Raw genomic sequence first — 13,464 nt, 5'->3', positions numbered from 1 at the left:
TGAATGGACAAATAAATTGGAACGGACAAATTACTGCGCTTAACGGACAAATAAAGGGGAGTAACGGCCAGAATCACGTAGCCAACGGCCAAATAAGTGCGGTGAATGGACAAATAAATTGGCACGGACAAATTACTGCGCTTAACGGACAAATAAAGGGGAGTAACGGCCAGAATCATGTAGCCGACGGCCAAATAAGTGCAGTGAGGGGACAAATAAATTGGAACGGCCAAATTACCGAGCCGCACGGACAAATAAAGTGGAGTAACGGCCAGAATCATGTAGCCAGCGGACAAATAAGTGCGGTGAACGGCCAAATAAATTGGAACGGCCAAATTACCGAGCCGCACGGACAAATAAAGTGGAGTAACGGCCAGAATCATGTAGCCAACGGCCCAATAAATGCGATGAATGGACAAATAAATTGGAACGGACAAATTACTGCGCTTAACGGACAAATAAAGGGGAGTAACGGCCAGAATCACGTAGCCAACGGCCAAATAAGTGGGGCGAACGGACAAATAAACCGGAACGGCTAAATTACTGAGCCACACGGACAAATAGAGTGGAGCAACGGCCAGATTCACGTAGCCAATGGCCAAATAAGTGCGGTGAACGGCCAAATAAATTAGAACGGACAAATTACCGAGCAGCACGGACAAATAAAGTGGAGTAACGGCCAGATTCGCGTTACCAACGGCCAATTAAGTGCGTTGGACGGACAAATGGCAATTTTCCCTTCACCTCATAGGGAAAACGTAATCGGAAAGACTCATAGAATTCCGCGTATCTGAGTCTTTACTCATGTTTTATCCTAGATTAGGAATTTAATTGGGTTTAATATTACGAATGTGTTACAGTAAGGTTACGAACAAGTCAGATGAGGAGGGTTTGTCAAAGAATGAAGAGGGTGTTCAGTACTTTTTGTGCGGCTTTGCTTGTTTTGTGTTTTGCTTCAGGGACAACGAATGCTGTGACGGTGGATGCGGGTTCGGCTTACTTTGGCAGAGCTGCCGCAGATGGGACGGATGTACATACCGGGGCCTCTGCCGAGAATCGGAAAGCCTTGGAATTAGACGGGTATGAAGAGTTTTTAATTCTGGAAGAGAAAACAAATGCAGCGGGCGAAGATTGGGTGAAAATCAGGACTTCTGAAGTTACGGGCTGGATTTTAGAAAATGAGGTAAAGCCAGTTGGAATTGAAGCGCTTGAGGTTCTGCCGATAAAGGATACCGTGACCCGCTACGAGCCGAGTGAAGACGGTGAAATCAAATTTGCGCTTCCGCAATGGCATACTCTGTTTGTTAATCAAAAAGAGACAAGCGATGGAACCCGCTGGGTAGAGGCCAATAACAATCTTTCCTATGAAAAGACAGAGGGTGCGCAGTACTCGAATGGCTGGATTAAGCTGGAGGATCTAACGCTTCCGAAAGAAAAGACAGCTTTTAAGTCAATGATCATTGCGAAGTCAGCTGCAGTATACAAAGACGCGTTTCTTTCCTCGCAAACTGGGGTTCTCAACTATGAAACTCCGGTGACCATTAAAGCACAGTACTTCCCTTTTCCGGATCCGGCAAGGTATAAGATACAGTATAGGGAGAACGGGGAACTCCGTGAAGGCTGGGTCAATTATACGAGTGTAAAAACAGAAGATGCCCATGAACCTGTTTTGATCAAAGAGTTTTCAAACGGGGCAGTCATCCGTGAGGGGGCTTCAAATTCCTATCCTGCAGCCGGGAAGCTGAAAGCAGGAATGCTGGCTGAACCAATCGGCCAGTTTTACGATGGGAGCGAATTCTGGCTGAGACTGCAGCTCTCGGACGGAAAAGCAGGCTGGATTCGCTCAGCAGAATTATAGAACAAAGAAAGCACCTGGTGGAACCGGGTGCTTTTTTATGCTAAAGCACGTTCGGTCAAACAGCTTAATTGAATTGCGAAACGGTTTTTGAAACAATATATTAAACGAAGAAATTGAAAGGGGATCTGAATCATGAAAGTGTTAGTCGCAGGAGCAAATGGACAAATTGGCAAGCAGCTTGTAGACATTCTGAAACAGGGCGGGGAGCATACACCGGTCGCGATGGTCCGCAAGCAGGAGCAGGCAGATGCCTTTTCAGAAAAAGGAATTGAAACGGTTTTGGCTGATCTGGAAGCTCCGGCAGCCGATTTAGAAAAAGCTGTAATTGGTCATGATGCGGTTGTCTTCGCAGCTGGATCTGGGGGAAGTACAGGATCAGACAAGACATTATTGATTGATCTTGACGGAGCGGGCAAGCTGATTGAGGCTGCTGAAAAGCAAGGGGTTCAGCGCTTCATTATGGTCAGTGCGCTTCAGGCCCATCACCGAGAGAACTGGAACGAAAACCTTCTCCCATATTATGCTGCAAAGCATTATGCAGACAAGGAGCTGGAACGGAGCGGACTCGATTACACAATCATCCGTCCGGGCGGTCTCTTGAATAAACCGGGCACCGGTAAAGTTTCGGCAGCAGAAAATCTGGAAAGAGGGTCTATTCCAAGAGAAGATGTAGCGAAGGTGATTGCTGCTTCCCTCACAGAAAAGCATACGTATAAACGCTCTTTTGACTTAGTCAGTGGAGAGATCAGCATTGAGGAAGCAGTGCGATCCATCTAAACCGGTTTTCCCACCTCCCGAAGCGGGTATTAAATAAGCACTACCGCTCGGGAGGTGGGAACTGTGGCTCAGGACGTGTTATGTGAAGTGAACAACTGTGTCTATAATGAAAAAGGAAACAGATGCGGCGCCACTCAGATCTACGTAGTCAGTCATAAGGGAACCAAAGCCGAGAATAACCACGAAACGGATTGCGGAACATTTAAACCGGAGAAATAATGGATGATTGAAAAACAGCCTTAGCGTTGAAGGCTGTTTTTTTTCTGCTTTTTACAAGAGCAGCAGTCCAAGTGAAATGACCACTCCGCTTGCGAGAAGAACGAACACGCAAAACCCCATGATATCCTTTGCCTTCAGACCTGCAATCGCAAGAGCCGGCAAGGCCCAGAAAGGCTGGATCAAATTGGTCCAGGCGTCTCCCCATGCCACAGCCATCGCGGTTTTGGCCATCGGGACGTCAAGTGCTTTTGCTGCTTCGATCATTACCGGAGCCTGAACCGCCCACTGACCGCCGCCTGAAGGGACAAAGATGTTGATGATGCCGGCACTCCAAAACGCAAGCATCGGGAAGGTCTGCGGGTTGGAAATAGAAACGAAGGCCTCTGAAATGACTGTGCCCAGTCCAGAGGTCACCATCATTCCCATTATCCCTGCGTAAAAAGGGAATTGTATAATGATGCCGGCAGTCCCTTTGACGGCTTCGCTCACTGCAAATAGAAATTTCTTAGGGGTTCCGTGAAAAAGGATTCCGAGAAACAGAAACAGAAAATTGACGATATCCAAATTCAGCAAAAAACCCTTTGACACGAAGTAGCTGATGAGAAAAACGACACCCATAATCCCAATCAGGAGGGAGAGAATCCGGCTGTTCTCAAGACGCGCAGCAGGTGTCAGTGCTTCTGCTTCAAGCCCTGCCGCCTCAAACGGCCGCTCTTCCAGCAAAGCAGGATCCACGGTTACAATCTCTTTGCTGGAAGGCATCATTAAACGGTTAACAACGGGAATCACCAGGAACAGGACAGCCACAATGATTAAATTAAAGGGAGCAAAAATGGTCTGACTTGTTGGAATAACGCCGATTGCATCCGCTGTAAAATGCCCCTCTGTCGCAATCGTAAGAGGAATGGACCCGGATATACCGGCGTGCCAGATCACAAATCCGCTGTACGCACTGGCAATGAGCAGCCGATAGTCCACATTATGTACTTTTTTAGCCAGCTCTTTCGCAAAAAGAGCTCCAATCACAAGGCCGAATCCCCAGTTGATCCAGCTCGCAGCCATTGAAACGAGCGTGACATAAACAATGGCCTGCCCCGGAGATTTTGCAGCTCCTGCCATTGCACTCAATGACCGCTTAAAAAAGGGGCTGCTCGCCAACACATGCCCTGTTACCAGAACAAGAGCCATCTGCATCGTAAAGCTCAGCAGTCCCCAAAAACCGTCTCCCCAAAATTGAACCATCTCCAATGGTGAGCTCGGGGTGAGCAGAAGACCAAACGCCAAAACCACAAACGTAAGCAGGATAACAAAAAGAAAGGGATCGGGCAGGTATCGCTGCATCAGCCGGTTGGAAAAAGAAATTAATGCTTTCATCATACATCCCTCCATATAAGTTCTACTATATGAATTCGCTTTCAAAAGAAGATATCCTTTGAGGAATCTTGGGACAGTCCAGGCGGAGTAAGGAGTTCGGCAGGGAATTCTGACCAGCCGGAAGAAGATCAGATAAATTGAGAACGGCACGTAAATCCTCTCATCCGGCACGTAAACAGATGGGATCGGCACGAACTGCCCCAGTTTCAGCACGCAAAAAGAGAATGGCACGAACCCCGTTCAAAACGGCACGTAAATCCTCTCATCCGGCACATAAACAGAAGGAATCGGCACGAACCCCGTTTAGAACGGCACGTAAATCCTCCGATCCGGCACATAAACAGAAGGAATCGGCACGAACTCCCCCCGTTTCTGCACGCAAAAAGAGAATGGCACGAACCCCGTTTAAAACGGCACGTAAATCCTTCGACCGGGCACGTAAAGAGATGGGATCGGCACGAACTTCACAATGAACCGCACGTAAAAACTCCAATCCCCAGCGTACCCCCCATCAGCCGGCAAAGCTTATCGGAATTTGCACTGAAGTAGAGTCCCTCAAGTAAAGTCCAAAGACAAAAGCCCGGCTCTGTGCCGGGCTTAGTCATTTCATGCTATTTTTATTGCTTGTCCTTTGTTTTCTCATCGATTGTGCCTGCAGAATAGTGGTCGCCCACCTGGTCGTGTGTCACTTCTATCCCTGAGGAATGGTGCTCTTGGTTTTTTTCGGCCGGATCGAATGACTTGCCTGCAACCTCTTGTGCCATTTCGGTTAATTTGGTGCTCAAGCTGAATCGCTCCTTTCGATGTCTGTGCTTCATTTTCTGTGCACATTGGTTTTTTTCCCGATTTTCATAATCTTACACAGTGAATTTAATTCGTGTATAATTTCGAGTATAGCTAAAGTGAGAGGAGTCCAAATATGCTTACTATTACAAGCCATGAAGCAGAATTGCTTGAAGATCCGTTCGGAATTCTGCCGGGAGAGCGGTATGAGTTTCTTCTGGATCTTGAGGTGCCGGAGGACGATGAGCTGTATTCGGAAAATGGCATTTATTTGCGGGTGATTTTTCTAATGGAAGACGGCAGTGCCCGTATTACCCAATATCAGTTTTATGAAAAAGAAACAGAGAAAAGCTTTGATTTCGGTCTGGATGAGGAAGAAGAGGCCATGGTGGCTTCTTATTGCCTGGAGCATCTGCCGGAGCAGGAAGAGCAAGAGTGAAAGCCAGCCTGTTTGAACATAATGGGTCTGATTTCCGAGTTCACAATTCAAATCAGTCCACAAACATATAGTCCAATTCATTAATTGGGCTATATGCTTTTGTTTGTACTCCTTTTGTGAGAGAGGGAAACGCAATTAGTGAAACAATACAATTCAGTTTTGATTCGTACATCGTGCAGTGCGAAAAATAAGGATAGGGAGCTTCTAATATATGGAATACTTTGTAATTATCCTGTTTTTTCTGGTTATTTTAAAATTAACCTCTAAGGTGAATAAACTAGAAGACAGAGTAAAAAGGATGCAACATACTGTGGATCAAGTAGCCAAAGATTCAGAAATGCATGAGAATCCAATCGATCTTGAGCTGCGTAAATTAATAAATGAGGGGAAAGACATTAAAGCTGTCAAAAAAGCTAGACAAACTTTAGGGCTTTCTCTCTTAGAAGGAAAAGAATATATTGATAAGCTGAAATCTGCCGGGGATTCTGAAACAGTAAGAAGCTCATAGCACTATGGCTCTGAGCTTCTTTCCATCTTTAAGTAAGGTCTGTTTTTGCTTTTCTATTCCAGTTTCTTTCCTTCTTCAACGATGTGGTGCATCAGATGGGCAAGATGGTGAACCGGTCCATACACTTCCTCTTCTTCTCCCGCTGTTTCCACTTCTTCGCTGAATTCGAGGTCGTTCAGGTAAAGGGCTGTGAATTGATAAAAATCCCTCAGCTCAAAGCCATAACATGCAGATGGGTCCTCTTCATTTTCTTCGTAACGAAGGACAAGGTATGATTCTTTTCCTTTCTCGTCCACTGCATCAAAAAATACGAAGAATCCGACGTTCGTGTCGAGTTCGAAAAGGTGGCGGGTGCCTCCTTCTGTGTGCTGCTGAAAGTCTTCTTCCGAAAGCAGCTGCACGGTCATATTGTGCATCTGATCTTCTTGATGAAATCCTACTGTAAATGTCTCCATTCGTAAATCCTCCTTCATTATGTACCGTTTTAGCATACCCATTTATTGAGGGCCAAAAAACACATGCTCTGCCGTAAGCTTGTCTCCCAGAGTCAGGATACCATAAGAGAACAAGGGCTGCCGCCTTTTATCAGAAGGGGAGCCGGGGTTGAAAATCAGCAGGCCATCCTGTTCTTTTTTGATGGGAATATGGGAATGGCCAAAAATGACGCAGTCTGGTTTATGATTCTTAAATGCATTCAGTGCCCGCTTTTCCGTTGAAGCACCCCTGCCTTCATGGCCGTGTACAACTCCAACCCGGAACCTGCCAAACTCAAGCATCAGCTTGCCTGGGAGCAGCTCTTTCAGCTCTGTACAGTCTCCATTTCCGTAAACGGCATGCAGGGGCCCGTATTTCTGCAGCTCCCGGAATGCCTCAACTGTCAGAAAATCTCCGGCGTGGATGATGGCATCTGCTTGTGCCAGATCGCGCTCGAGCTGCGGGGGAAAAGCCTTCCTCCGTTTTGGGAAATGAGTATCGGATAAGACTGCAATTTTCATTACGCTTCGGTCGCGCTTATCCATTCTTCCTTGCTTGGTCCGTAGACACCGGGAACAGGCAGTCCTGCTTGTCTCATGAGAACAGTCATCTGTCCTCGGTGGTGAATCTGATGCTGAATGAGCATCCGTAAAATAGCGTGAAGCGGCAGCTGGCTGCCAAAAAAGTCACGGGGTTCCTGCAGTGAATCATCGGACCACTGCTCATGGACAGCCTTTATCATCGCCCGGCTTGTATCCCGGTACGCTGAAGAGATTTCTTCTGCTGATTCTGGCACTGTTTCAACGTGGGCAGGGTGGCAGAAATTCAGACCGGTCTGTGTGAGCATAGAATGGACAGAGACCGTGATATGCCATCCAAGCCCGCCTAAATGGTTGAAGCCTGGTGCAACCTCCTGTCTAAGAGAATCATCCGTTAAAGTGTTCAGTATTTTTTCAGTAGCTTCTGCTTCGCGCTGCCATTCCTGAATGAATTCCTCTTTAGATGTAAACATTGAAACGCCTCCTCAAATTTTTTCATCGTTATCCCAGTATATACCCCCTTTTGAGCAAAACAAGGCTGTTTTCAAAAACTTTCAGTATAATGGAGAAAAAGGGGGCGGCCCGTTTGTATTTAAGAAGTATACGATTAAAGGCGTTCACCGGCCCTATCCCGCAGCATTATCCGTTCACGATTCCGGCAATAAGGGATTTAAATGAGCTGGAATTCACCAAAAATGTTACGTTTTTCTGCGGGGAGAACGGGTCGGGCAAATCCACGCTTCTGGAAGCGATCGCGTATCAGAGCGGATTCCATACGGCAGGAGGCAGCAAAGGGAACCAATATGAAGTGGATGCCTCCAACTCCGATCTGGGCGACTATCTGCAGCTCTCATGGCTCCCGAAAGCAACGGACGGCTTCTTTTTCCGGGCCGAGACATTTTATCAGTTTGCGAGCCATATTGACCAGGTTGCCAGTGAGGGGAATCCACAAGTTCTGGACAGCTACGGCGGAAAGTCTCTGCATCAACAATCTCATGGTGAATCCTTTTTATCCCTTTTCACAAACCGCCTTGGGGGCAGGGCGATCTATCTCCTGGACGAGCCCGAGGCAGCACTGTCCCCGCAAAGACAGCTCAGCCTGCTGCGGGTGATCCATGACCTGATCAATGAAGAAAACGCACAGTTTATTATCGCCACCCATTCACCCATTTTGCTCGGATACCCGGATGCAGCGATTTATTTATTTGAAGATGGGGAAATAACAGAAACGGAATACGAGCATACTGAACACTATCAAATCACCAAGTATTTTCTTGATCACCGCGAGAAAATGCTGGAAGACATTTTTAAAGAAGACGACTGAGGAGGAAAAACGATGTCTGCCATTACAATTAATGCAATTATGAAAGCGAAAGAAGGAAGGGAAGAGGAGCTGTTTGCCGCAATGAAAAAGGCCATTGCTCCTTCGAGAGCGGAGGAAGGGTGCATCAGCTATGACCTTCACCGTTCAAAAGAGGACAAAGGGGTATTCGTCTTTTTCGAGAACTGGAAAGACCAGGAGGCGGTTGATGCCCATATTGCATCCCCCCACTACCAAGCTTACCGTGAAGAAATCGCTCCTTTGATTGAAACCAGGGAAGTCCATTTTCTCGATAAGGTCTAAGCAAGACACACCGCTCATGCAGCGGTGTTTTTTTTATATAAAAATTCCAGTTGAAAAACGGGAAAAAAAACTTATAATAGAAAAGGCTATAATAAACTTTGAGTATGGTAATGCAAAACTTTTGTGACTGAAAGTTTACTTAAAATAAACAGGAATGAAGGTTCATTTATGCAAATTGGGAAAAATTTAAAAAATCTCCGGCTGAAAAGCGGGCTGACCCAGGAAGAGCTTGGTGAGCGAACGGACTTGAGCAAAGGGTACATATCCCAGCTTGAAAGGGATTTAAGCTCTCCATCAATGGATACCTTTTTCAGTATTCTGGAAGTGCTCGGCTGCACGCCGGAGAAATTCTTTGAGTCGGGTGCTGCCGTTCAAAAGGTTGTCTATAAAGAAGAGGATCAATACGGGTATAAGGATGAGGAAAAAGGATATTCCATCCAATGGCTCGTTCCGGAGTCCAATGAAAAGGAAATGGAGCCGATCCGCCTTCTGCTGAAGGAAAAAGGAGAGTTCAAAGAATTTGAACCTTCATCCTCCGAAACGTTCGGGTATGTGATGAAGGGCAGCGTTTCCATCCGGATCGGTTCCCGCTATTATGAGGCGTGTGAAGGAGAGTCCATTTATTTCTCTGCCGCGGATACACATCAGATCACAAATCAACACAGCGGATCCTCTGAGATTCTGCTTGTAGCTACACATTCTTATCTTTAATCAAACGTTTGTTTAAACGAGGAGGCTGTTATGAAAAACGAAGTCATTATTCAATTTGAAGGAGTAACGAAGCAATACGATGAAGCATCGCCGGTTCTTGATTCTGTGAGCTTTGAGATCGAACGCGGCCGATTTTACACGTTGCTCGGACCTTCAGGCTGCGGAAAAACCACCATTCTCCGCTTAATCGCGGGGTTTACTGAACCTTCATCCGGAAATATCTATTTCGACGGAAAAGTCATTAATGAAGTACCGGCAAACAAACGCCAGGTGAATACTGTCTTTCAGGATTATGCACTCTTTCCGCACCTGAATGTATTTGAAAACGTTGCGTTCGGTCTGAGAATCAAAAAAATGAAGAAAGACCAGATTACGGAAAAAGTGAAAGAAGCCCTCCGCTTCGTGAACCTGGAAGGCTATGAAAACCGGGAAATTACCGGGATGTCCGGCGGACAAAAACAGCGGGTCGCAATCGCGCGGGCCATCGTCAACGAGCCGGAGGTCATCCTGCTGGATGAACCGCTTTCTGCGCTTGATCTGAAGCTTCGCACGGAGATGCAATATGAGCTGAAGGAGCTGCAGCGCAGGCTTGGCATCACCTTTATCTTTGTCACGCATGATCAGGAGGAAGCACTCGCTCTCTCTGACGAAATCTTTGTCCTGAACAAAGGGCAGATTCAGCAGAGCGGAACGCCAACAGATATTTACGACGAACCGATCAACCGGTTTGTAGCGGATTTCATTGGTGAATCCAATATCGTATCAGGAACGATGATTCAGGATTACGAAGTGGAATTTGCCGGCAAGCGGTTTGAGTGTGTGGACCGAGGTTTTCATACGAAGGAGTCTGTTGAGATTGTCGTCAGACCTGAAGATCTGCTAATCGCCCGGAAAGATGAAGGGAAGCTGCAGGTGAAGGTAGACTCCCAGCTGTTCCGCGGTGTTCACTATGAGATTTGCTGCTATGATGATGCAGGAAATGAGTGGCTCGTTCATTCGACGAAAAAAGCAGTCGTCGGCGAGGAGATCGGTCTTGATTTCGAACCGGAAGCGATACATGTAATGAGATTTAATGAGACGGAAGAAGAATTCGATAAGCGTCTGGAATCCTACGCAGGGGAACACCATGCAGACTAACGCGCGCAATCTGTACCTCATCCCTTACGTGCTCTGGATGGTGCTGTTTGTTGCAGCACCCATCGTTCTCATCTTTTATTATTCTCTTTTTGATATAGAAGGCAATCTGACACTGTCCAACTATGCGAATTTCTTCACACCTGTCTATATGCAGATGACCTTGAGCTCATTCTGGTATGCATTCCTGATTACTGTATTTTCCTTGCTCATCGCGTACCCGACCGCTTATCTGCTGACAAAAACAAAGCATAAGCAGCTTTGGCTGCTGCTGATTATTCTGCCGACATGGATCAATTTGCTTTTGAAGGCATATGCGTTTCTTGGAATCTTTGGAACATACGGAACGGCGAACAACCTCCTTGAGTTTATAGGGGCAGGAAGACAGCAAATCCTGTTCACCGACTTCAGTTTCATCTTCGTTGCCGTGTACATTTTTATCCCATTTATGATTCTGCCGATCTACAACTCACTGGAGGAAATGAACCCTTCACTCGTAGATGCTGCGAGAGATTTGGGCTCATCCAGATGGATTACATTTAAGCGGGTTATTTTTCCGCTGACGGTATCCGGCGTCAAATCAGGGTGCCAGGCTGTCTTCATCCCGGCACTGTCCCTGTTTATGATTACAAGGCTGATTGCCGGTAACCGTGTCATTACACTCGGAACCGCAATCGAACAGCACTTTCTCGTCACTCAGGACTGGGGAATGGGTGCAACGATCGCCGTTTTCCTGATTATCGCGATGGCTGTCATCATTCTTCTGACAAATAATCAAAGGAGGAGCGCAAGATGAGAAAAAACAGCAAACTGTCCAATCTTTATTTAATTCTCGTCTTTGCGATCCTTTATGCGCCAATCTTTTATCTGATGTACTATTCCTTCAACAGCGGGGGGACGATGAGAGAATTCGAAGGCTTTACACTCGACTGGTATAAGGAAGTGTTCCAGGATACACGCCTGCTGATTATCGTGCTGAATACACTGATCATTGCCCTTCTGTCATCCGTCATCTCAACAATTCTCGGCGTGCTTGGAGCTCTTGCAATAACATATGTAAAAAGAAGAAGAACGAAAAATACACTACTGACTATGAACAATGTCCTGATTGTCAGTCCTGACGTCATCATCGGTGCTTCATTTCTGATCCTCTTCACGATGATCGGCATCAAGCTTGGCTTCACATCCGTTCTCCTGTCGCACATCGCCTTCAGTGTGCCGATCGTTGTGATCATGGTGCTGCCGAAGCTTGAGGAAATGAGCTCTTCCCTGGTCGATGCAGCAAGAGATCTCGGAGCAAGCAGAAGAGAAGTACTGACAAAAGTCGTCCTGCCGTATATCACACCCGGTATTTTCGCCGGCTTTTTTATGGCGCTGACCTACTCGCTTGATGACTTCGCGGTTACCTTCTTTGTGACCGGGAACGGCTTCACTACGCTCTCAGTTGAAATTTATTCACTGGCCAGGCAGGGGATTTCTTTAACGATCAACGCCTTGTCCACCTTGATTTTCCTGGTGACGATCCTTCTCGTCATCGGCTATTACTTTATTACCCAGCGCAATAACCGCGTGAAAGGAGTGGCCATCCGAAAATGAAACAGCTGACTCGTGCATTCATTGTGATCGCTGCCCTTTCCCTTGTGCTGTACATAGCCATCGACCGGCTGAACAGCTCGCAGGGATACTCCGGCGGAAACACGCTGACCATCTACAACTGGGGAGACTATATCGACCCGGAGCTTGTAGACAAGTTTGAAGAAGAAACCGGCATTAAAGTCATCTACCAGACGTTTGACTCCAACGAAGCGATGCTTACAAAAATTCAACAGGGAGGGACGACGTTTGACATTGCCGTTCCTTCCGAATACGCCATCAGCAAAATGAAGGATGAGAAGCTGGTCATCCCTCTTGACCATTCGAAGCTGCCTAATCTGAAGAACATCGACCAGCGCTTCATGGACCTGTCCTTCGACCCGGGGAACAAGTACTCGATTCCTTATTTCTGGGGAACGGTCGGCATCGTCTACAATCCGGAACTGCTCGGCGGCAAAGAAATCACGAGCTGGGATGACCTCTGGAACCCGGATATGAAAAACAAAATCCTTCTAGCAGACGGAGCCCGCGAGGTCATGGGGATGGGACTCAACAGCCTTGGCTATTCCCTGAATGACACAGAGGAAGCCCACCTGCAGGAAGCGAAAGCTAAACTCAACAGGCTGACGCCAAACGTAAAAGCCATTGTCGGGGACGAAATCAAAATGCTCCTCGCCAACGAAGAAGCAGCCGCCGGTGTCGTCTGGTCCGGAGACGCATCGGAAATTATGGCCGAAAACGAAAACCTCGACTATGTCGTACCCGAAGAAGGCTCAAACCTCTGGTTTGATAACATGGTCATCCCAAAAACCGCAGCCAACCCAGAAGCAGCCCATCAATTCATCAATTTCATGCTCGACCCGGAAACAGCTGCCCAAAACGCTGAATACGTAGGCTACTCCACACCGAATAAAGAAGCTCTCGCCATCCTGCCCGAAGAAATATCCGGAGACGAGCGCTTTTACCCGGATGCGGAGACCACGGAAAAACTGGAAGTCTACGACAACCTTGGGAAGAAAATGCTCGCCCACTACAACGAGCTGTTTTTGGAATTTAAAATGCATCGGAAATAGACACAGAGCAGCCCTTTGATTTGGAGGGCTGTTTTTTTGTGCGGGGAGAGAGGAGGAAGGGGGGGAGGTGAGGTTGTAATTTGAGTAAGGGCATTTTTTGCACTGACCCCCACTGCGTTAAAGCACCCGGGGAACAAGCGAGAATGGACTGAACCCTTGGCTGTAAAAAGAGGTGAAGGAGGGGGGACGGAGGTTTAGTGCTTTAGCGAAAGTGGGGTCAGAGCACAATCGGTATTTTAGAAGTCGAGCGAAACCTGTCCCGTCCACACCAGTATACTGATCAGTTTGGCGTTGCCTATACCGCCTATACCGGCATATTGATCAGTTGAGCGCCTGTACCAAATAGGCGGTGCCTGAC

18 protein-coding genes are annotated in these 13,464 nt (G+C 47.1%); 12 read left to right on the top strand and 6 right to left on the bottom strand.

Features of this window, described 5'->3' with window-relative positions:
- Window positions 1-704 (bottom strand): hypothetical protein (locus tag GKZ89_RS17625; protein WP_155113714.1); only part of this gene is annotated, 704 nt, incomplete at its 3' end.
- 197 nt (window positions 705-901) lie between these two features.
- Here GKZ89_RS17625 and GKZ89_RS17620 point away from each other — a divergent pair.
- From GKZ89_RS17620 to GKZ89_RS17610, 3 genes are all read left to right on the top strand, one after another.
- Window positions 902-1,858 (top strand): SH3 domain-containing protein, encoded by a 957-nt coding sequence (locus tag GKZ89_RS17620; RefSeq protein ID WP_155113713.1) that lies wholly within the window; start codon window positions 902-904, stop codon window positions 1,856-1,858.
- A 132-nt stretch (window positions 1,859-1,990) separates the two neighbouring features.
- Complete coding sequence (locus GKZ89_RS17615; RefSeq protein ID WP_155113712.1) at window positions 1,991-2,635, top strand: SDR family oxidoreductase; 645 nt, start codon at window positions 1,991-1,993, stop codon at window positions 2,633-2,635.
- A 63-nt stretch (window positions 2,636-2,698) separates the two neighbouring features.
- Window positions 2,699-2,854, top strand: coding sequence for a DUF1540 domain-containing protein (locus GKZ89_RS17610; RefSeq protein WP_162357052.1), 156 nt, complete (start codon window positions 2,699-2,701; stop codon window positions 2,852-2,854).
- A 51-nt stretch (window positions 2,855-2,905) separates the two neighbouring features.
- Here GKZ89_RS17610 and GKZ89_RS17605 read toward each other — a convergent pair whose 3' ends face one another.
- Together GKZ89_RS17605 and GKZ89_RS17600 are read right to left on the bottom strand one after the other, a co-directional pair.
- Window positions 2,906-4,228: a short-chain fatty acid transporter gene (locus GKZ89_RS17605; protein WP_155113711.1), complete on the bottom strand. Its 1,323-nt coding sequence runs from the start codon at window positions 4,226-4,228 to the stop codon at window positions 2,906-2,908.
- 617 nt (window positions 4,229-4,845) lie between these two features.
- On the bottom strand, window positions 4,846-5,013 hold the full coding sequence (locus GKZ89_RS17600; RefSeq protein WP_162357050.1) for a YozQ family protein: 168 nt from the start codon (window positions 5,011-5,013) through the stop codon (window positions 4,846-4,848).
- A gap of 134 nt (window positions 5,014-5,147) precedes the next feature.
- On the opposite strand from GKZ89_RS17600, the gene GKZ89_RS17595 reads away from it, so the two are divergent.
- Entirely contained in the window at window positions 5,148-5,450 is a 303-nt protein-coding gene (locus tag GKZ89_RS17595; protein ID WP_155113709.1) for a DUF6509 family protein, read from the top strand.
- A gap of 211 nt (window positions 5,451-5,661) precedes the next feature.
- Window positions 5,662-5,958, top strand: a complete 297-nt coding sequence (locus tag GKZ89_RS17590) for a hypothetical protein (protein ID WP_155113708.1) — start codon at window positions 5,662-5,664, stop codon at window positions 5,956-5,958.
- A 53-nt stretch (window positions 5,959-6,011) separates the two neighbouring features.
- Here GKZ89_RS17590 and GKZ89_RS17585 read toward each other — a convergent pair whose 3' ends face one another.
- Genes GKZ89_RS17585 through GKZ89_RS17575 form a run of 3 tightly spaced genes read right to left on the bottom strand, consistent with a single transcriptional unit; the run spans window position 6,012 to window position 7,444 of the window.
- Window positions 6,012-6,413: a cytosolic protein gene (locus GKZ89_RS17585; protein WP_155113707.1), complete on the bottom strand. Its 402-nt coding sequence runs from the start codon at window positions 6,411-6,413 to the stop codon at window positions 6,012-6,014.
- Window positions 6,414-6,455: 42 nt separating this feature from the next.
- Window positions 6,456-6,977 (bottom strand): metallophosphoesterase family protein, encoded by a 522-nt coding sequence (locus GKZ89_RS17580; RefSeq protein ID WP_241680312.1) that lies wholly within the window; start codon window positions 6,975-6,977, stop codon window positions 6,456-6,458.
- On the bottom strand, window positions 6,953-7,444 hold the full coding sequence (locus GKZ89_RS17575) for a DinB family protein (protein ID WP_155113706.1): 492 nt from the start codon (window positions 7,442-7,444) through the stop codon (window positions 6,953-6,955). The genes GKZ89_RS17580 and GKZ89_RS17575 overlap by 25 nt, the downstream gene beginning before the upstream one ends.
- Before the next feature lie 113 nt (window positions 7,445-7,557).
- Between GKZ89_RS17575 and GKZ89_RS17570 the strand changes: the two genes are divergently transcribed.
- The 7 genes from GKZ89_RS17570 (at window position 7,558) to GKZ89_RS17540 (ending at window position 13,106) form a co-directional block, all read left to right on the top strand.
- Complete coding sequence (locus tag GKZ89_RS17570; protein WP_241680311.1) at window positions 7,558-8,295, top strand: AAA family ATPase; 738 nt, start codon at window positions 7,558-7,560, stop codon at window positions 8,293-8,295.
- Window positions 8,296-8,307: 12 nt separating this feature from the next.
- On the top strand, window positions 8,308-8,595 hold the full coding sequence (locus GKZ89_RS17565; RefSeq protein ID WP_155113704.1) for a putative quinol monooxygenase: 288 nt from the start codon (window positions 8,308-8,310) through the stop codon (window positions 8,593-8,595).
- 168 nt (window positions 8,596-8,763) lie between these two features.
- Window positions 8,764-9,306, top strand: coding sequence for a helix-turn-helix domain-containing protein (locus tag GKZ89_RS17560; protein WP_155113703.1), 543 nt, complete (start codon window positions 8,764-8,766; stop codon window positions 9,304-9,306).
- A 30-nt stretch (window positions 9,307-9,336) separates the two neighbouring features.
- On the top strand, window positions 9,337-10,443 hold the full coding sequence (locus GKZ89_RS17555; protein WP_155113702.1) for an ABC transporter ATP-binding protein: 1,107 nt from the start codon (window positions 9,337-9,339) through the stop codon (window positions 10,441-10,443).
- Window positions 10,433-11,236, top strand: a complete 804-nt coding sequence (locus GKZ89_RS17550; RefSeq protein ID WP_155113701.1) for an ABC transporter permease — start codon at window positions 10,433-10,435, stop codon at window positions 11,234-11,236. The genes GKZ89_RS17555 and GKZ89_RS17550 overlap by 11 nt, the downstream gene beginning before the upstream one ends.
- Window positions 11,233-12,036 (top strand): ABC transporter permease, encoded by an 804-nt coding sequence (locus GKZ89_RS17545; RefSeq protein ID WP_155113700.1) that lies wholly within the window; start codon window positions 11,233-11,235, stop codon window positions 12,034-12,036. Before GKZ89_RS17550 ends, GKZ89_RS17545 begins: the two co-directional genes overlap by 4 nt.
- Entirely contained in the window at window positions 12,033-13,106 is a 1,074-nt protein-coding gene (locus tag GKZ89_RS17540; RefSeq protein ID WP_155113699.1) for an ABC transporter substrate-binding protein, read from the top strand. Before GKZ89_RS17545 ends, GKZ89_RS17540 begins: the two co-directional genes overlap by 4 nt.
- Window positions 13,107-13,464: the final 358 nt, after the last annotated feature.

It is taken from the genome of Metabacillus mangrovi (assembly GCF_009711125.1).
GTDB lineage: Bacteria > Bacillota > Bacilli > Bacillales > Bacillaceae > Metabacillus_B > Metabacillus_B mangrovi.
The sequence above is the reverse complement of the archived record's forward strand: the minus strand, read 5'-3'. Positions and strand labels throughout refer to the sequence as shown.